The sequence below is a fragment of the Mycolicibacterium palauense genome (genome assembly GCF_002592005.1).
GTDB classification, from domain to species: Bacteria; Actinomycetota; Actinomycetes; order Mycobacteriales; family Mycobacteriaceae; genus Mycobacterium; species Mycobacterium palauense.
Map to the genome: position 1 here is coordinate 39,662 of NZ_NVQF01000010.1, position 17,462 is coordinate 57,123.

Annotated in this window: 19 protein-coding genes; 11 read left to right on the plus strand and 8 right to left on the minus strand. The window is 67.4% G+C overall.

Going from position 1 to position 17,462, the window contains the following annotated elements; translation table 11 throughout:
- Positions 1-9 precede the first annotated feature (9 nt).
- Positions 10-1,311, plus strand: a complete 1,302-nt coding sequence (locus CSR00_RS06265) for an aspartate aminotransferase family protein (RefSeq protein WP_099021588.1) — start codon at positions 10-12, stop codon at positions 1,309-1,311.
- Positions 1,312-1,335: 24 nt separating this feature from the next.
- Here the strand turns inward: CSR00_RS06265 and CSR00_RS06270 are convergent, their stop codons facing one another.
- Positions 1,336-2,211: an SHOCT domain-containing protein gene (locus tag CSR00_RS06270; RefSeq protein ID WP_099021525.1), complete on the minus strand. Its 876-nt coding sequence runs from the start codon at positions 2,209-2,211 to the stop codon at positions 1,336-1,338.
- Between the two features lie 104 nt (positions 2,212-2,315).
- Between CSR00_RS06270 and CSR00_RS06275 the strand changes: the two genes are divergently transcribed.
- Both CSR00_RS06275 and CSR00_RS06280 read left to right on the plus strand, forming a co-directional pair.
- Entirely contained in the window at positions 2,316-3,179 is an 864-nt protein-coding gene (locus tag CSR00_RS06275) for an SDR family oxidoreductase (protein ID WP_099021526.1), read from the plus strand.
- Positions 3,180-3,356: 177 nt separating this feature from the next.
- Positions 3,357-3,848: a DinB family protein gene (locus CSR00_RS06280; protein WP_099021527.1), complete on the plus strand. Its 492-nt coding sequence runs from the start codon at positions 3,357-3,359 to the stop codon at positions 3,846-3,848.
- A gap of 14 nt (positions 3,849-3,862) precedes the next feature.
- On the opposite strand, the gene CSR00_RS06285 is transcribed toward CSR00_RS06280, so the two are convergent.
- Positions 3,863-4,921 carry an aldo/keto reductase gene (locus CSR00_RS06285; protein ID WP_099021528.1) on the minus strand — a complete coding sequence of 353 codons (1,059 nt, stop codon included), beginning with the start codon at positions 4,919-4,921 and terminating at the stop codon, positions 3,863-3,865.
- 88 nt (positions 4,922-5,009) lie between these two features.
- Here CSR00_RS06285 and CSR00_RS06290 point away from each other — a divergent pair, with 88 nt between their 5' ends.
- On the plus strand, positions 5,010-5,603 hold the full coding sequence (locus CSR00_RS06290; RefSeq protein ID WP_099021589.1) for a TetR/AcrR family transcriptional regulator: 594 nt from the start codon (positions 5,010-5,012) through the stop codon (positions 5,601-5,603).
- Between the two features lie 118 nt (positions 5,604-5,721).
- Here the strand turns inward: CSR00_RS06290 and CSR00_RS06295 are convergent, their stop codons facing one another.
- Entirely contained in the window at positions 5,722-6,069 is a 348-nt protein-coding gene (locus CSR00_RS06295) for a hypothetical protein (protein ID WP_099025142.1), read from the minus strand.
- Positions 6,070-6,314: 245 nt separating this feature from the next.
- Here CSR00_RS06295 and CSR00_RS06300 point away from each other — a divergent pair, with 245 nt between their 5' ends.
- Complete coding sequence (locus CSR00_RS06300) at positions 6,315-7,463, plus strand: pyridoxal-phosphate dependent enzyme (protein WP_245905865.1); 1,149 nt, start codon at positions 6,315-6,317, stop codon at positions 7,461-7,463.
- Positions 7,464-7,499: 36 nt separating this feature from the next.
- Here the strand turns inward: CSR00_RS06300 and CSR00_RS06305 are convergent, their stop codons facing one another.
- Both CSR00_RS06305 and CSR00_RS06310 read right to left on the minus strand, forming a co-directional pair.
- Positions 7,500-8,807: an IS4 family transposase gene (locus CSR00_RS06305; protein WP_099021531.1), complete on the minus strand. Its 1,308-nt coding sequence runs from the start codon at positions 8,805-8,807 to the stop codon at positions 7,500-7,502.
- Positions 8,808-9,017: 210 nt separating this feature from the next.
- Positions 9,018-9,632, minus strand: a complete 615-nt coding sequence (locus CSR00_RS06310; RefSeq protein WP_407662403.1) for a TetR/AcrR family transcriptional regulator — start codon at positions 9,630-9,632, stop codon at positions 9,018-9,020.
- A 95-nt stretch (positions 9,633-9,727) separates the two neighbouring features.
- Between CSR00_RS06310 and CSR00_RS06315 the strand changes: the two genes are divergently transcribed.
- The 5 genes from CSR00_RS06315 (at position 9,728) to CSR00_RS06335 (ending at position 13,628) form a co-directional block, all read left to right on the plus strand.
- Entirely contained in the window at positions 9,728-10,558 is an 831-nt protein-coding gene (locus CSR00_RS06315) for a mycofactocin-coupled SDR family oxidoreductase (protein ID WP_099021533.1), read from the plus strand.
- Between the two features lie 7 nt (positions 10,559-10,565).
- The gene (locus tag CSR00_RS06320; protein WP_099021534.1) at positions 10,566-11,372 is read left to right on the plus strand and encodes a mycofactocin-coupled SDR family oxidoreductase; all 807 of its coding nucleotides are present in this window, start codon (positions 10,566-10,568) and stop codon (positions 11,370-11,372) included.
- The gene (locus CSR00_RS06325; RefSeq protein ID WP_099021535.1) at positions 11,369-12,199 is read left to right on the plus strand and encodes a carboxymuconolactone decarboxylase family protein; all 831 of its coding nucleotides are present in this window, start codon (positions 11,369-11,371) and stop codon (positions 12,197-12,199) included. The genes CSR00_RS06320 and CSR00_RS06325 overlap by 4 nt, the downstream gene beginning before the upstream one ends.
- A gap of 191 nt (positions 12,200-12,390) precedes the next feature.
- Complete coding sequence (locus tag CSR00_RS06330) at positions 12,391-12,804, plus strand: nuclear transport factor 2 family protein (RefSeq protein WP_099021536.1); 414 nt, start codon at positions 12,391-12,393, stop codon at positions 12,802-12,804.
- Positions 12,801-13,628, plus strand: a complete 828-nt coding sequence (locus CSR00_RS06335) for an SDR family NAD(P)-dependent oxidoreductase (RefSeq protein WP_099021537.1) — start codon at positions 12,801-12,803, stop codon at positions 13,626-13,628. The genes CSR00_RS06330 and CSR00_RS06335 overlap by 4 nt, the downstream gene beginning before the upstream one ends.
- 30 nt (positions 13,629-13,658) lie before the next feature.
- Here CSR00_RS06335 and CSR00_RS06340 read toward each other — a convergent pair whose 3' ends face one another.
- Positions 13,659-14,474, minus strand: a complete 816-nt coding sequence (locus CSR00_RS06340; RefSeq protein ID WP_099021538.1) for a mycofactocin-coupled SDR family oxidoreductase — start codon at positions 14,472-14,474, stop codon at positions 13,659-13,661.
- 78 nt (positions 14,475-14,552) lie between these two features.
- Positions 14,553-14,990: a nuclear transport factor 2 family protein gene (locus CSR00_RS06345; protein ID WP_099021539.1), complete on the minus strand. Its 438-nt coding sequence runs from the start codon at positions 14,988-14,990 to the stop codon at positions 14,553-14,555.
- A gap of 228 nt (positions 14,991-15,218) precedes the next feature.
- Here CSR00_RS06345 and CSR00_RS06350 point away from each other — a divergent pair, with 228 nt between their 5' ends.
- Entirely contained in the window at positions 15,219-16,499 is a 1,281-nt protein-coding gene (locus tag CSR00_RS06350; RefSeq protein ID WP_099021540.1) for an amidohydrolase family protein, read from the plus strand.
- A gap of 69 nt (positions 16,500-16,568) precedes the next feature.
- Here the strand turns inward: CSR00_RS06350 and CSR00_RS06355 are convergent, their stop codons facing one another.
- Positions 16,569-17,462 carry a mycofactocin-coupled SDR family oxidoreductase gene (locus CSR00_RS06355; RefSeq protein WP_176561930.1) on the minus strand — a complete coding sequence of 298 codons (894 nt, stop codon included), beginning with the start codon at positions 17,460-17,462 and terminating at the stop codon, positions 16,569-16,571.

Below are 17,462 nucleotides of genomic sequence, written 5' to 3' on the forward strand. Positions count from 1 at the left end.
CCCCGAGTGTTGGACACCGAGCAGTTCTGGCGGGACGCCGAGCGGCACGTCGCGCGATACGGAGCATCCTTCGTACCGCGCGTCATCACCCGCACCCGGGGAAGCTACGTCTACGACGAACACGACACGGCGATCCTGGACTTCACGTCGGGCCAGATGAGCGCGGTGCTCGGGCACGCCCATCCCGACATCGTCGAGACGGTGTCGACCGCGGTGTCGACCCTGGACCACCTGTTCAGCGGGATGCTCAGCGTCCCGGTGGTCGACCTCGCCACGAGGTTGGCGGCGACCCTGCCCGAGTCGCTGAGCAAGGTCCTGCTGCTGAGCACCGGTGCGGAGTCCAACGAGGCGGCCATCAAGATGGCCAAGCTCTACACCGGCCGCTACGAGATCGTCTCCTTCGACCGCTCGTGGCACGGGATGACCTCGGGGGCCGCCTCGGCGACCTTCAGCGCGGGGCGACGAGGGTACGGCCCGCCGATGCCGGGCAACCTGGCATTGCCGACCCCCAACGCCTACCGCTCGCCGTTCCGGCGTCCCGACGGCAGTCACGACTGGCAAGGCGAGCTCGACTACGGGTTCGCCATGATCGACGCCCAGTCCGCCGGGAGCCTGGCCGCCTGTGTCGTCGAGCCCGTCCTGTCCTCCGGGGGCATCGTGGAACTGCCGCCGGGCTACCTGCGCCGGCTCAAGACGCTCTGCCACGAGCGCGGCATGCTGCTCATCGTCGACGAAGCGCAGACCGGGATCGGGCGCACCGGAACGATGTACGCCTTCGAACGCGACGGAGTGGTTCCCGACCTGCTGACGCTGTCGAAGACCCTCGGCGCGGGACTTCCCGTCGCAGCGGTCGTCACCAGCGAAGACATCGAGAACACCTGCCACGAACGGGGTTTCCTGTTCTTCACCACCCACGTGTCGGATCCGCTGGCCGCCGCGGTGGCCCGCACCGTCCTGGACGTCGTCGAGCGGGAGCGGCTCGTCGAGCGGGCGGCGCACCTCGGAACCCAGCTCGCCGAGCGGCTCACCGACCTGCGCGACCGGTTCGACCAGGTGGGTGACGTCCGGGGGCGCGGTCTGCTGCAGGGGCTCGAACTGGTCACCGACAAGGTCACCAGGACACCGGCCGACGCGCTGGGGGCCGAGGTCACCGCCGCGTGCCTGGAACGCGGCCTGCACATGAACATCGTGCAGCTGCCCGGCATGGGCGGGATCTTCCGCATCGCCCCGCCGTTGACGGTCTCCGAGACGGAGCTGCACGCCGGCGTGGACATCCTCGAGCAGAGCCTCAAGGCGGTGCTCAGCCGCTGACGTCGGCCTCCCGTCCCGACGGCCTCAGAGCCGGCCGAGCAGCTCGGTCTTCTTCGCGGCGAACTCCTCATCGGAGAGGATGCCGCGCTCGTGCAGGCCGGCCAGGGACTCGATCGCGGCGACGATGGAGGCCGGGTCCCCGGATGGGCCGGCCGGCGGCGCCGGTGGCTGGGCCGACTGCGAGGCCGACTGCGCGGGTGGTGCCGACTGCACGGGTGGGGTCGGCTGCGGGGCCGGCGCGGCCTCATGCCGCGCCGCCGATTCGGCCTGATGGCGGGCGGCCGCCTGGGCCTGATGCCGCGGTTCGGGCGCGGCGGCGGGCGTCTCGGCCACCTGTTGCGCCCCGAGCTCGGACAGGGTCGAGACGGCGAAGGTGCCCTGCTGGCTGGTGAACTGCATCGACCCGAAGCCGCCGCCCTGTTGCTGCTGCACACCGCCGACCCGGTGGTCGCCGGTATCGAAGACGTGGGTCACGCCGTCGATGTGGATCGCCAGCCGCCGGGTGGCCGGAAACACCGCATAGCGCACGTCGTTCTGCCCGCCGGTGGAACTCGGAACGCCGAGGTCCGCGGGCCACCAGTTGGCCGACGTGAAGCCACCGTGGGTCACCACCGGTGACGGCGGGAACACCGTGGTGGACTCCATGAGCTGGGACAGCTCGTTGCACAGCGCATCGACGCGGGCCTTGAGGGCGTTGTCGAACATGTCCCCGACCATCGTCATCCCGCCCCGCATCCACTGCCCGGAGCCCCCGAGCTCGGGGATCGAGAACTGGGCCATGGTGCCGCCGCCGGTGCGCATGGCCAGGAGCATGGCCAGCACCGCGTCGCGGGACAGTCCGTGGCGCCGGGCGATGTCGGTGATGGCGTTCTCGGCTTGTGGGGTGACCGCCGCAATCATGATCGGACCCTTCGTCGTCTCGGTTCATTACGAGGTTACGCACCCGTGGCGGTCCGGGCGCCCTGTGAGACGTCCGGTAACCGCGTCGGTATAGCGTCCACGGTATGAATCGGGTTTCGATCATCACCGGCGGTGCCGGGGGCATGGGGCTGGCGACCGCCAAGATCATCGGCCGCGACCACGCGGTCGTCCTCTGCGATGTGCGACAGGACCGGCTGGACGGCGCGGCGACCACGCTGGCCGACCTCGGCGTCACGGTGACGACGGTCAACGGCGACGTCACCGACCGCGCCGCCGCGGTCCGGCTGTTCGAGACCGCAGCCGGGCTGGGCGCCCTCGCCTCGGTGGTCCACACGGCCGGGGTGAGCCCCAGCATGGGCGCGCCGGACTACGTGGTGCGGACCAACGCCATCGGCACGGTCAACGTCAACGAGGTGTTCTACGAGACGGCACCCGAAGGTGCGGCGATCGTCAACGTGGCGTCGATGGCGGCCCACATCCTGCCCGAAGAGCTGATCCCGACGGGACGGTTCCCGCTTGCGCTGACCGACGACGAGGCCTTCATGCGCGAGATGCTGGCGGCCTGCGCCATCGCTCCCGAAGAGGCGCGGTCGGGTTTGGCCTACGCGCTGAGCAAGAGTTTCGTCAAGTGGTACAGCACCTCTCAGGCGGAACGGTTCAATGCCCGGGGGCTTCGCATCGTCTCGGTGTCGCCCGGCTCGATCGACACCGAGATGGGCAGGCTGGAGGAACAGGCCGGCGCCGGGGCCATGGTCACCGATGCGGCGGTGCCGCGGTGGGGCCGGCCGGAGGAGATGGCCGAACTGCTGGCCTTCTGCGCCGGTGACCGGGCGGGATATCTGACCGGCACCGACATCCTGAACGACGGTGGCGTGGTCGCCTCGATGCGGGAGCGCGCCAGGGTCGCCGCGGAGGCGAATGCGGAGACCACCGCCGGCGAGTCGTGACGAAACGTCTCCGTCGGCACTGATCACCGCCGCCGACAGCAGGCGCCATCAAAGCTTTTCGGGCTTTTCGGTGCTTTTCGGTGCTTTTCGGGTGCCACTCGGTGTCTCTCGGCCTCGGTTTCGTGGGCGTCGGGGTGTGCTGGCAGCATCGGCGGGGTGATGTCTACCGACCGGCAGATGCCGCCGCTGAATGGCGATGAGCGCTCGACCTTGGAGAGTTGGCTGGACTTCTACCGGATGACCCTGGGCTCGAAGTGCGAGGGCCTCGACGACGACCAGCTGCGTGTGGCGTCGGTGCCGCCGTCGCGTCTGACCCTGCTGGGCCTGGTGCAGCATGCCGCGGAGGTGGAACGCAACTGGTTTCGTCGGGTGCTCGTCGGTGAGGATGCGCCGCCGATCTTCGCCCGGCGCGATCAGCGGGGGGAGCACGACGGCGGCTTCGACGTGTCCACGCGGTCGTCCTATGGGGCCGTCGCGGAGATCTGGCAGGAAGAAATCAGACGTGCCCGCGCCAATTGTGCGGCGCGTGCCCTCGATCAGACGAGCCCGTTCCTGGACGGTGCGGTGAGCCTGCGCTGGATCTACACCCACATGATCGCCGAGTACGCGCGCCATTGCGGGCATGCCGACCTGATCCGGGAACGCATCGACGGCGCGGTCGGCGTCTGAACTCGTCTGGGCCCCTAGCTCGCTTCGGCGGGCCGGGTCGGGAACAGCGGGGGGTTGATGCGGGCGAAGCCCTCCTGACGGAAGTACGGAAAATGGGGGTAGGGCTGATCGCGCTGACTGACTGTGTCCAGCCGCGCGATCTGGTCGTCGTCGAGTACCCATCCGACCGCGCCCAGGTTCTCGCCGAGTTGGCCGGCGTTGCGCGCGCCGATGATCACCGACGACACGGTGGGGCGGCGCAGGAGCCAGTTCAGGGCGACCTGCGGGATCGTCTTGCCGGTTTCACCGGCAATCACGCCCAGTTCGTCGATGACGTCGAACAGCAGCCGATCATCGACCGGAGGGCCGGCATCCGCGGTCTTGTGCAGCCGGCTCAACTCCGGCAACGGCGAGTCTCGTCGAATCCGTCCGGTCAACCGACCCCACCCCAGCGGGCTCCACACCAATGCTCCGACGCCCTGATCCAGCCCGAGCGGCATCAGCTCCCACTCGTAGTCCCGTCCGATCAGTGAGTAATAGACCTGATGGGCGACATAGCGCGGCCGGTGCGTGGACTCGGCGGACGCCAACGACTTCATCAGTTGCCAACCGGCGAAGTTCGACACCCCGGTATAGCGGACCTTTCCGCAGTCGACGAGATTCTGCAGGGTCCCCAGGACCTCGTCGGCCGGCGTGAACGCATCGAACGCGTGCAACTGGAACAGGTCGATGCGGTCGGTGTTCAAGCGCCGCAGCGCCTGTTCCACCGCGCGGATGAGGCGGGCTCTCGACGTGCCGGCGTCGGCGGGCCCCTCGCCCGTCGGCAGGGCCGCCTTCGTCGAGATCAGCACGTCGTCGCGGTGACCGTCGAGCGCACGCCCGAGAACCTCCTCCGAGCGACCGGCCGAGTACACGTCGGCGGTGTCGAACAGCGTGATGCCCGCCTCCAGGCACAGGTCGACCATCGCCCGCGCCTCATCGACGTCGGTATCGCCCCAGGCTCCGAAGAACTCGCCGGAACCTCCGAACGTCGCTGCGCCAAAGGCCAGTTCGGAGACGACCAGCCCCGAATCACCCACTCGCCGGTATTCCATCGTGGCTCCTTAATGAGACAAACTTCCCATTACTCACCATACGACAGGAAATCCTTAAACGCGACATCAGTCCCGTTAACATGGTGTGGTGGCAGCAAGACGGCCCGGCGGCAGAACGGCGAACGTGCGCGCCGCGGTGCTGGACGCAACCGCCGGATTGTTGGTGGAGTCCGGCCTGGAGGGCGTGGATCTGGCCACGGTCGCCGCACGCGCCGGCGTCGGGAAATCCACGGTGTACCGGCGCTGGGGGACGGTACCCGCGCTGGTCACCGATCTGCTGGCCGATATGGCCGACACTTCGCTGCCCCGCCCGGACACCGGGAGCCTGGCCGACGATCTGGGTGAGATCGCCAACTTGATTCAGCGCACACTCGCCGATCCCCGGCAGGGCCGGTTGCTCGCCGCGATCATCGCCGCGGCGACCTGCGATCCCCAGACCGCGGCGGCCCTGGCGGGCTTCTATCGAAGCCGCCTCGACGAGTTCGCCGGGGTCGTCGCCGACGGCGTCGTCCGCGGCGAGGCGCCGCCGGGTACCGATCCGGCCGAGGTGATACGCCACCTGTCGGCACCGTTGTACTACCGGATGCTGACCGGAAACGGTGCACCCGACGAGGGCGACGCGCGCCGCTCGACCGCCGCGGCGCTGGCCGCGATCGCGGCCGGTGTCTTCACCCCCGGATGACGAGATCTGCGTCGGGCCGCGACCACCCGCCGCCTGGCGATGCGAAAAGTCTTGATCAAGGGGTGTTTACAGACCGACGAGGGGCGCCCGGTGGGGGCGCCCCTCGTGGGTGTGGGTGTTATTTCACGTCGACGTAGACGTTGGTGTAGAGCTCTTTTTTGATCATCCGGTCGCGGGGGTTGTCGCGGGTCCATTCGGTGATGGTGTTGCCGCGGCGGATGTCGCTGACCTGGGCCTGGTCCAGGGGGATGTTGTCGGGGTTGTTGATGTGGACGTGGTAGCCCTGGTCTTGGAGGCTGGCGACGACGTCGTCGGCGGTTTGGGTGGTTTCGGCGGCTCCGGCCGGTCCGGCGATGCCGATGACGGCGGCGCTGAGGGCGGCGGCGAGGATGCCGGCAAATCCGATGTGCTTCATGGTGTGGGTGCTCTTCCCTTGGTTGGTGGTCGGAGCCGTGGAGCTAGTCACGCGGTTCTCTGTGCTGTGGTGATCGGTGCTGGTGCCCCTGCATCCGATCTGTCGGGTTAAACGGGCTGGTCAGGGGTTTAATTCCGGTGGCAGTAATTGGTCGCCGCGTGGCAGTAACTTGTTGTTAACACGCCGTGGGGGCGTGCTCGGACGGCCCGCGGGCGCCGACTTATTCCCGTGACGGGGTGTGTCGCACATCCCAGGGCTAACAACCTCGACGCGGTGAGGCTGCCACAATGAAGCCTGTGCCCAGACACGAGCTGATCCCCCCGGCCGGCCTGACCGACCGGCGCGGCGCGCGCTATCGGCTGGACCAGCCGCGCTGGTGCGGAGATGACGGCTCTCCGTTAATGGTCGACCCGTTGCCCGGGATCACCCCCGCCGACGTCGACACCGGCCGGCAGTCGCAGTGGAGGTATGCCGACGCCCTGCCCTGCGACGTCGGCATCCCGGTGACACTGGGGGAGGGGCGCACCCCCATCGTCGAACGCAGCGTCGACGGGGTCGACGTCGGCTTCAAGGTCGAGGGCATGAACCCCACGGGCAGTTTCAAGGATCGGGGCGTCTCGGTGATGATCAGCGCCCTGCGTCATCAGGGTGTCACCGAGATCCTCGAGGACTCCAGCGGAAACGGCGGGTCGTCGGTCGCGGCCTACTGCGCCGCGGCGGGTATCGCGGCACAGATTGTGGTCCCGGCGGGCACCTCACCGACCAAGACCATGCAGAGCCGGATACACGGTGCGGACGTCGAACTCATCGAGGGCACCCGCCAGGATGTCGCGGAGGAGGCCCTCCGGCGCGCGGGGACGCGGTTCTACGCCAGCCACAACTGGCATCCCATGTTCCTGCAGGGGGTCAAACTCATCGCCTACGACATCTGGGAGGGCCTCGGACACCGGGCTCCCGACGTCGTCGTGATTCCCGCCGGTGCCGGGAGCCTGGTGCTGGGATGTGCCATCGGATTCGGTGAGCTTCTCACCGCGCGGCAGATCGATGCGGTACCCAGGCTGCTCGCCGTGCAACCGCAGCGCTGCGCACCGTTGGCCCACGCGTTCGACCGGGGCGGCCTCGAGGTGAGCGACACCGCGTGCACGACGACCATTGCCGAAGGTACCGCCATTGCCCGGCCGGTGCGCGGTCGCGAGGTCCTCGGGGCGATCCGCGCCTCCGGCGGGGCGGTAGCCGCGGTGACCGAGGAGCAGATCCGTTCCGGTGTCCTGGAATTGGCCTCCAGCGGGCTCTACGTCGAGCCCACCAGCGCGATGGTGCTGCCGGCGCTGCGCGACTTCATCACGCGCGGTGTGGTCGGCCGCCGCGACTCGGTGGTCGCCGTCCTGACCGGGTCGGGGCACAAGGCCGCCACGGCGATGGCGACGCTCCTGTCGCAGGCCTAGCGCCAATGCCGCGCAGTTAGCGTTGAGGCCCTGTTGTCAACCGTCGAGGATTTCGATGGTGATGGCGGTGGTGTAGTTGGTGCGGTCGATGGTGCCTTTGGCTCGGTGTTTGGAGATGGCGCGTTTGACTACTCGGGGGCTTGAGCGTGATCGCCGGGCCGGTAGTGGCTGGTTGAGAACGGCTGTTCCGATGCGCCCGATCAAGTCGACGGTGACCTCGGTGATCGCTGCGGCAGCGTGGACGAGTTGGTCGCGGGCGGCGTGTAGGGCGATGGTGAAGCTGAGGCGGTCGGGGCCGATGTCGGGGCGGGCCAGGGTGGCATCGGCCAGTGCGGTGCGCAGAGCTTGGTAGGTGATCAGTAAGGCGTAGACCTCTTGGGTAATGCCGGCAGGGGTGCTCGCGCGCAGCACTCGGCCGCCGAGGATGGTGGATTTCAGTTCCAGGTAGCTGGTTTCGATCTCCCATCTGTGGTGGTAGAGGTCGACCAGTTCGTGTGCGGGGTAGCGGGTTTCGTCGGTCAAGGTAGTGATCAAGCGGTAGTGACCGACCCGCGTTGCCCCGCCCTTGAGGCGCACGGTGATGGCGGCGTCGATGACCCGCACGGTCACTGAGCCCATTCGTGCCAGCCAGCTGCGGTCGCGCAGCTGCTTGATCGGCGGCAGCACGCGAGTGTCTCTGCAGCGGATGAGCACCTGCGCTTGGGCTGCTGCGACCTGTTCGACTAACGCCGTGGCGGCGAAGTTACGGTCGGCCAGCAGCAGCATGTCTGGCTTGACGCACCGCAACAGCGCTGGCGCGTAGCTGGTTTCGCCGATCTGGTAGGGGCCGAACACGGCGTCGATGACGGTGCGGGTGCCACAGGCCACGACCGTGAGCAGACGCAGCATCGGATACCCGGACTCAGCGTCGGGCCGGCCGATCTGACGTCCGAACGCCGCGGCGTTGGCCGCGCTATTGGGGACAAACATCGAGGTCCCGTCGATGGCGCAGACCAACAGCCCGCGCCACCGTGGCCCACCGGCGGCCGGGCCGCGCAACAGCGTGAACAACTCCCGCAGCGGAGCGGCTCCCACGCGTGGCAAGGCTTGAGACAGCGCTGACGAACCCGGCCAAGCCACGGTGTCCGGATCCAGGCCGGCGACCAGTCGTGCCCAGACCTGCGCGTAGCCGATCTCGGCGAACAGCGCTGCGGCCAGCAGCACATAGACCACGACCCGCGACGGCAGCACGCGCAGACGCTTCTGGGTCCTGCCGGTGGCCTCCAGGGCAGCATCGACAAGATCGGGGGACACGATTCGGGTCAACTCGCCCAGATGACCAGGCGCGAACGGACCCTTGTTCACCGATGCGTACGCACCGATGGCAGACTGAACAGACAGCGGAACTCCCAGGTGAAATGGTGTCTTGCGAGGACAATCCATCGATACCGGGAGTTCCGCTGTCCTGTCAGAACCTCACACGGCGTGTCACAATTGCCACACCAGCCACATCCCTAACTGCGCGGCATTGGGCCTAGCGCGCGGGCGAGTGGGGCCGGTGAATCTGGCTGTGCACTAACGGTGTCCGGATTCGTAGCCCATTGTCAGCCAGTACACGGCGCGGTCCAGCGTCGACAGGATCTCGGTGATCGCGATCTCCCCGGCGGCGTAGCGGCCCAACAGGCCGTACACCAGGCCGGTGAGGATGTTGTCGAGGTCGTGGACGAACCGCTCGTCGACCTCGTTGAGCAACTCGAGGCTGGCCGGAACGACCACGTCGAGGCCCTGCCGCAGGAGCCGGTGGCCACCGGGGGCCGACCGGGCCCGGAAGAACGCCGCGAGCATGGCCGGGTGGCGTTCCCACGGTTCGAAGAGGGTGCGCAGCAGGCGCATGTGCGCGTCGTAGAGCGATTCACCGGGCTGTCTGGCCTGCACGGCCACCCCGGCGTAGCGGTGCTCGTCCATCCAGGCCTGTAGTGCGGCCAGGATCAGTTCGTCGCGGGTGGGGAAGCGTTTGTAGATCGTGGTCAGTGAGGTGCGGGCCCTGCGCGCGACCTCGCGTAGTTGGACGGCGTCGTAACCCTCGTTCTCGAGGATCTCCACGACGATTCCGAGGATCGCGTCGTTTCCGCCGCGGGCGGTGCCGTATTCCGGCTGAGCTGACCCGACCACCCCGACACCCCTTGTCACGTCCAGATAACCAGGTTACTGTACGCCCTGTAACGCCGTTACTCGGCTGCACGCGCGGTGCGGCTCCAGAACCTTCGCGACGGGGTGATCAGGCAATGAGTTCTCTGGAAGGCAAGGTCGCCTTCATTACCGGTGCGGCTCGCGGGCAGGGACGCAGTCACGCCATCCGGCTGGCCTCGGAGGGGGCCAACGTCATCGGCGTCGATATCTGCGCCGACATCGCCTCCAACGGCTATCCGATGGCCACCCGCGAGGAGCTGGACGAGACGGTGGCACTGGTCGAGGCCCGGGGCGCCACGATGCTCGGGTCGGTGGCCGACGTCCGTGACTTTCACGCGGTCGACGCGGCGCTACGCTCGGGTGTCGAACGGTTCGGCCGCGTCGACATCGTCTGTGCCAATGCCGGCATCGCCACCATGGCCTTTCGCGAACTCACCATCGAGGAAGAGCTCGAGCAGTGGACCGACGTCGTCGACGTCAACCTGGTCGGGGCGTTCCACACCGCCAAGGCGGCCATCCCGCACCTGATCGCCGGGGAGCGCGGCGGCTCGATCGTCTTCACCAGCTCCACCGCGGGTCTGCGGGGCTTCGGCGGTCTGCAGGGCGGCGGTCTCGGCTATGCCGCGTCCAAACACGGGATCGTCGGACTGATGCGGACGCTGGCGAATGCGCTCGCCCCGTACAGTATTCGGGTCAACACCGTGCATCCCACGGCCGTCAACACGATGATGGCGGTCAACCCGGCGATGACGGCCTTCCTGGAGAACTACCCCGACGGGGGGCCGCATCTGCAGAACCCCATGCCGGTCGGCCTGCTCGAACCGGAGGACATCAGCGCGGCGATCAGCTACCTGGTCTCCGACGCCGCCAAGTACGTCACCGGTGTCACGTTCCCCGTCGACGCCGGCTTCTGCAACAAGCTGTAGTCGGCACATGACACACGGACGATTGGCCGGCAAGCGGGTGCTGATCACCGGCGCGGCCCGCGGGATGGGCCGCAGCCATGCCATGCGGCTCGCCGAGGAGGGCGCTGACCTGATCCTCATCGACATCTGCCGATCCCTGCCGCACATCGAGTACCCGCTGGCGACGCGGGACGACCTCGAGGACACCGCCCTGGCGGTCGAACTGCTCGGGCGCCGCGCGGTGACCCGGGTGGCGGACGTGCGGGACGCGGCGGCCATGACGGAGGCCGTCAACGCGGGTGTCGACGAACTCGGCGGACTCGAAGCCGCGGTGTCCAACGCGGGTGTGCTGACCGCCGGCACCTGGGACACCACCACCGCCGAACAGTGGCGCACCGTGGTCGACGTCAATCTGATCGGGACGTGGAACACCTGTGCGGCGGCGCTTCCCCACCTGGTGCAGCGAGGGGGGTCTCTGGTGAACATCAGCTCGGCGGCGGGTATCAAGGGCAGCCCGCTGCACACGCCGTACACCGCCTCCAAGCACGGGGTGGTCGGGATGAGCCGCGCGCTGGCCAATGAACTTGCCGCGGTGAACGTCCGGGTCAACACGGTGCATCCGACCGGGGTGGCCACCGGGATGCAGCCGGGTTCGCTACACACCCTGCTGTCGGAGGTGCGTCCCGATCTGGCGCCCATCTTCACCAATGCGATGCCCATCCAGGTGGCCGAGGCCATCGACATCAGCAATGCGGTGCTGTATCTGGTCTCCGACGAGGCCCGCTTCGTGACCGGCATGGAATTCAAGGTCGACGCCGGGGTGACTCTGCGATGACGGGCGAAGGCACCGATATCACCCGCGACGCCGACAGGCTCGAACGCCTCCGGAGCGCCTATACGGAGGTGATGACCCAGCCGCTGCCCGAGCCGGTGAATGCGGTGGCCGCCCGCATGACCGAGTTCGTCTTCGTCGACGTCTGGCAACGGCCGGTCCTGAGTCGCCGCGACCGTCGTTTCATCGCGCTGTCCTGCGTCGCCGCCGCGGACGCCGAGGAGCCCCTGCGCGACCATGTGTATGCGGCCTTGAAGAGTGGTGACCTGTCGATCGTCGAAATGCAGGAGACAGTCCTGCATTTCGCGGTCTACGGAGGGTGGCCGAAGGCGTCCCGATTCAACATGGCCGTCGACGAGCAGTGGGCCCGCATCCACAGCGAACAGGGGCTGGACGTCCCGCCGCCGGCGCCCCTGCTGCCGTTGGCCACGCCGAGTGACCCGCAGGCGCGACTGTCGTTGGGGGAGGCGGCGTTCAAGGACATCAACTGCATGCCGGTGGCGCCGCTGCGAGACAACCCGTACTCCGGGGCAGGCATCCTCAACTTCGTCTTCGGAGAAATGTGGCTGCGCCCCGGGCTGGGCATGCGGGAGCGCAGACTGGTGACGGTCACCTGTGTGGCCTTCCAGGATGCGCCGCTGCCCATCCTCAGCCACGTCTACGCAGCTTTGAAGAGCCGTGACCTCTCCTTCAGCGAACTAGATGAGTTGGCACTGCATTTCGCCGCCCATTACGGGTGGCCCAAGGCCAGTCACCTCAGCCAGGTCATCGCCGAGCAGCAGCAGCGCGTGCTCACCGAGTGGGCGGCCGAAGGGGCATCCAGCGGTTGACCAAGCAACGGCGTCGACGCCATGCCGCGACCGTCAGCCGAGGTTGCTGCCGTGCCGAATTCACGCAGCAGCTCCGGTAGCGATGTTCTGGACCTGCGGGGGACACCGTCGTAGCGTAGGCGGCGGGCGACCCTCCGGGACGGGGTTGTCTCGTCCTGCCCGAAGGTCGTCCTGCCCGAACGGAGCCTCCAGTGACCCACCGCGACGACCGCCAGGACATCGGCGACGTGCTCATCCGCTACGCCACCGGCATCGACCGGCGGGACTGGACGCTGTTCGCGACGGCGTTCACCGACGACTGCATGCTGGACTACGGCGAGATCGGCTGCTGGGAGGGGGTGGGGGCGGTCACCGAATTCATGGAACGGTCGCACGCGCTGGCCGGCCACACCCTGCACCGCATGAGTAACCAGGTCATCGACGTCGCGGGCGACCGTGCCACGGCCCGCACGTACGTCGACGGCCTGATCCTAGCCCCCGATGGTGCCGCCGGGGTCAACGCCATCGGGATCTATGACGACGAACTGGTCCGCACGGACACCGGATGGCGGATCGCTCGCCGTCGCTTCACCCCGGTCCGGGTGACCGAGTTGGGTCCGGCATGACCGGCGACTTCCCCGCCAGGTACGGACCCTGGGCGCTGGTGGCCGGTGCATCCGACGGCGTGGGCGCCGCCTTCGCCGAGCGCCTGGCTCAGCACGGCGTCAACGTCGTACTGGTGGCCCGGCGCCACGCCGTCCTCGACGAGCTCGCCGCCGGCATCCGGGAGCGCACCGGTGCCCGGACACGTACCCTGGTCGCCGACCTGGCGGCCCCCGACGCCGCCGAGCGGATCATCGCGGCCACCGACGATCTGGAGATCGGGTTCCTGTCCTACTGCGCCGGGGCCGACCCCGACTTCGAGTCGTTCCTGGGTAACTCGGTGCGGGCCGCCGAGGCCATGGTGCACCGCAACTGCATGGTGCCCGTGCAGCTCTGCCACCACTTCGCGGCGGGGATGGCCGAGCGCGGTCGTGGCGGCATCGTCATCTTCGGGTCGGGAGCCGGCTTCGCCGGCGCACCCAACATGGTGGCCTACGGCGCCACCAAGGCATTCGACATGGTCTTCGCCGAAGCGCTGTGGGCCGAGCTGCACGACAAGGGAATCGATGTGCTCGGCCTCATTCTCGGCAAGACCGACACCCCGTCGTTGAGGCGTCTGGAACACGCCCGCGGCGTCCTGTCGTCGGAGGAGGAGTCTCCGCCGGACGCGGTTCCGGCTCACACCGTCGTCGACGAGGCGTTCGCCAACCTGGCCGGCGGCCCGACGCTGATGGTGGGCGAACAGATGCGCGAGGTGTACCGGATGTTGGGCTCGATGAGCCGCAACGAAACCGTGCGGCTGATGACACAGGCGGTCACCGCATCCATGAACGCCGGGGACAATTAGACCCCCCGAAGGGTGCGCGCGTGGTGGGCGCTACATCACCGCATGGCCGGCGTCGACCGGCAGGGTGGCACCCGTGACGTAGCGGCTCTTCGGGCCGGCCAGCCAGACAACGGCATTGGTGACGTCCTCGGGCTCGACGCAGGGGACAGGCAGCAGGTTGCCGGACAGCGAGGACGGGTTGTCCTGCATCGCCGTCATCATGTAGTCGTTGGCGGTCATCGGCGAAATGACGCCCGTGGGATGCACGGAGTTGACCCGGATGCTGTGCTCGGCGTAGGCATGTGCCGCCGAGCGCATGAGCCCCACCACGCCGTGTTTGGATGCGGTGTAGGCGAACATGGCGGCACTGCCGTCGCCGCCGCGTCCGACCAGTCCGGCCATGGAACTGACCAGGATGATCGAACCGCCCCGCCCCCGCCGGATCATCGAGGGCACCGTCGCGGCAATGGTGTGCCACACCCCGTTCAGGTTGGTGTCCACGATGTCGCGGTACAACTGGACGTCGAGGGGATCCTTGCGGCCGATCGCGACGACTCCGGCGTTGGCGACGACGATCCCCACGTCCCCCAATTCCTCGACGCCTTCCTGCACGCCGGACCGCAGTCCGCCCAGATCGCGGACGTCGGCCACGACCGGGACGACACGTCTCCCGGCGGCCTTGACCATGTCCACCGTCTCGTCCATGTCGGCCCTGGTGGCCAGCGGGTACGGAATCGAATCGATGTCGGCACAACGGTCGACCGCGATGATATCGGCGCCCTCGGCCGCCAGTGCCAGGGCGTGACTTCTGCCCTGTCCCCGTGCCGCGCCGGTCACCACGGCGACGTTGTCTGCGAGTTCGACCACCGGTTCTCCTTCACTTGAGCTTGAAACGACCACCCGTGTCGTACCGAGCGACACCGGTTCGGGGTGTTTACCGTGGAACTACATTGGGGCCACTGTCACCGCGGGAAGGCTCTCCGACCAACGGTTTTCCTCGCGGAGGTAACGGCTCCGCCAGCCGTCGGCGGTACGTACGAACTCGTGGTGGTGGTAGCCGCCGCGAAAGACGAGCCCGGTCCTCTCGGGCAGGCGCATCGGGCTGTAGAACATCGCCCGAACTGTTGCGACGTCTCCGTCGATGTGGCTTTCGATGTTGGTGATGTGGTGCATGGACATCGACACCACCTCGTAGGCGTGACTCAACCAGTCGGCGACGTGGTCGCGGGAGCCGACGATCGCGCCGGCCGATGAGTAGTCGATATGCGCGTCCGGGGTGAATACGGTCCGGTACAGCGGCCAGTCCTGAGTGTCCATCGCCGTGGCGTAGGTGGTCAACAGCGAGGCGATTTCCAGCGCATCGCTGATCCGTTGCAGCTCCACCGCTACGGAGCGGGCTCGGCCCGGGTCTCGGTCACGTTCGCATCCTCCACTCGCCGCGTCGGCACCGACGACTTTTGGTCGCCCGGGACCGTCGAATCCTCAAGACAGCCGAACTCTATCAATGTAGAGTCCCAAGGGGTAGTACCTGCCCGACCCTTCCTGTTCGCCAGGGAAATTGAGCGGCAGGTCGGGTCAGGCTTTGGTTGATGTGAGTGATGGAGAAGCAGCGTGAACAAAGACGACATGATCCTGGTCAGCGTCGACGACCATGTCATCGAACCGCCCGACATGTTCGCCAATCATCTGCCCAAGAAATACATCAACGATGCGCCGAGACTGGTGCACAACGATGACGGCTCGGACACGTGGCAGTTCCGCGAGGTCGTCATTCCCAACGTGGCGCTCAACGCGGTGGCCGGGCGGCCCAAGGAGGAGTACGGCCTGGAACCCCAGGGCCTCGACGAGATCCGCCCCGGCTGCTACAACGTCGACGAGCGGATCAAGGACATGAACGCCGGGGGCATCCTGGGTTCGATCTGCTTCCCGTCCTTCCCCGGATTCGCCGGGCGACTGTTCGCCACCGAGGATCCGGACTTCTCCCTGGCGCTGGTCCAGGCCTACAACGACTGGCACATCGATGAATGGTGCGGGGCCTATCCCGCCCGGTTCATACCGATGGCATTGCCGGTCATCTGGGACGCGGAGTTGTGCGCCCAGGAGGTCCGACGGGTGAGCAGGAAGGGCGTGCACGCGCTGACCTTCACCGAGAACCCGGCCACCATGGGATACCCGAGTTTCCACGACGACTACTGGAAGCCGCTGTGGAAGGCTTTGGTGGACACCGACACAGTGATGAACGTCCACATCGGCTCGTCGGGAAAGTTGGCCATCACGGCGCCGGATGCACCGATGGACGTGATGATCACCCTGCAGCCGATGAACATCGTCCAGGCTGCCGCCGACCTGCTGTGGTCCAAGCCGGTCAAGGACTACCCCGACCTGAAGATCGCTCTGAGCGAGGGCGGGACCGGATGGATTCCCTATTTCCTGGAGCGCGTCGACCGCACCTACGAGATGCACTCGACCTGGACCCATCAAGACTTCGGTGGAAAGCTACCCAGCGAGGTCTTCCGCGAGCACTTCCTGACGTGCTTCATCAGCGATCCCGTCGGGGTCAAGCTCAGAAACGAGATCGGTATCGACAACATCGCCTGGGAAGCCGACTATCCGCACAGTGACTCGATGTGGCCCGGCGCGCCCGAAGAGCTCTGGGAGGTGTTGACCGACAACAACGTGCCCGACGACGAGATCGACAAGATGACCTATCAGAATGCGATGAAGTGGTACTCCTGGGACCCGTTCACCCACATCGCCAGAGACCAGGCGAACGTGGGAGGACTTCGCCGGGCAGCCGAGGGGCACGATGTGTCGATCAGAGCGCTCAGCCAGCACGAATACGGCACGCGCGGGGACGGACTCGAGGCGGCCTCGCGCAACTCCGGCGCCTAGCGGAGGATCGAGCGGCCTCGCTGCTCGGACGTGCTGCGTTGGGAGTGCTCGGGAGTGCTTCTGGAGTGCTTATTGCCCCGGGCCGTTGGGCCACTTGATCATGCAACCCGCGTCGATCGGGATGCTCGTACCGGTCATGTACTTCGACGCGTCGGAGGCCAGGAACAAGACCAACTCGGCGACATCCTCCGGTTCCAGCCAGGCCGTGGGCAGGGCGTGGTAGAACTCCGACGCCAGCCGGAAGTCCTCCTTGGTGACGTCGCCTTCGAGGTCCGGCCGGAAGACCTTGTAGATGCCCTCGCAGTTCATCAGGTGGGTGTTGCAGTTGGTGGGATGCACCACGTTGACCCGGATTCCGGTCGGCGCCAGATGTAGAGCCATCTGCTGTGCGTAGTCGAGCAGGGTCTGCTTCGACCAGCTGTAACCCGACCCGCCCGGCCCCATGATAGTCCGGGGATCCACCGCTGCCGTCATCGTGTTCGGGATCAACGCAGCCGTGGACCCGGTGACGACGATCGAGGCGCCGTTGCCGGCCGCCATGAGATGCGGGACGGTGACGGCGACCGTGTTCATCACACCGATGAGGTCGACGTCGACGGCATCCTGGAAATCCATTGGCTGAGGGTCACCCATGGCCAGCGGCATGATCCCGGCATTGGCCATGACGGTCGTCAGTTGACCGAGCTCGTCGATTCCCCCCTGCAGCGCGCCGGCAAGTCGTTCGCGGTTGCGGACGTCGGCCTTGGCCGCGTAGCAGCTGCGGCCCTCCTTCTCGACCAGCTTCTTGGTCTCCATCAGGTCGTCCCAACTCGCCATGGGGTACGGGTTGGAATCGATGTCCTCGCAGATGTCGATGGCGATGATGTCCGCGCCTTCTCGTGCCTGCAGAACGGCGTGGGCGCGTCCCTGGCCGCGGCCCGCGCCGGTGATGAACGAAACCTTGCCCGTCATGCGTCCGGTCAT

What these genes read in the sequence shown, in the direction of transcription:
- CSR00_RS06270 (WP_099021525.1), bottom strand. Translation starts at nt 2,211, where the DNA reads ATGATTGCGGCGGTCACCCCACAAGCCGAGAACGCCATCACCGACATC.
- CSR00_RS06275 (WP_099021526.1), top strand. Translation starts at nt 2,316, where the DNA reads ATGAATCGGGTTTCGATCATCACCGGCGGTGCCGGGGGCATGGGGCTG.
- CSR00_RS06280 (WP_099021527.1), top strand. Translation starts at nt 3,357, where the DNA reads ATGCCGCCGCTGAATGGCGATGAGCGCTCGACCTTGGAGAGTTGGCTG.
- CSR00_RS06285 (WP_099021528.1), bottom strand. Translation starts at nt 4,921, where the DNA reads ATGGAATACCGGCGAGTGGGTGATTCGGGGCTGGTCGTCTCCGAACTG.
- CSR00_RS06315 (WP_099021533.1), top strand. Translation starts at nt 9,728, where the DNA reads ATGAGTTCTCTGGAAGGCAAGGTCGCCTTCATTACCGGTGCGGCTCGC.
- CSR00_RS06320 (WP_099021534.1), top strand. Translation starts at nt 10,566, where the DNA reads ATGACACACGGACGATTGGCCGGCAAGCGGGTGCTGATCACCGGCGCG.
- CSR00_RS06325 (WP_099021535.1), top strand. Translation starts at nt 11,369, where the DNA reads ATGACGGGCGAAGGCACCGATATCACCCGCGACGCCGACAGGCTCGAA.
- CSR00_RS06335 (WP_099021537.1), top strand. Translation starts at nt 12,801, where the DNA reads ATGACCGGCGACTTCCCCGCCAGGTACGGACCCTGGGCGCTGGTGGCC.
- CSR00_RS06355 (WP_176561930.1), bottom strand. Translation starts at nt 17,462, where the DNA reads ATGACCGGACGCATGACGGGCAAGGTTTCGTTCATCACCGGCGCGGGC.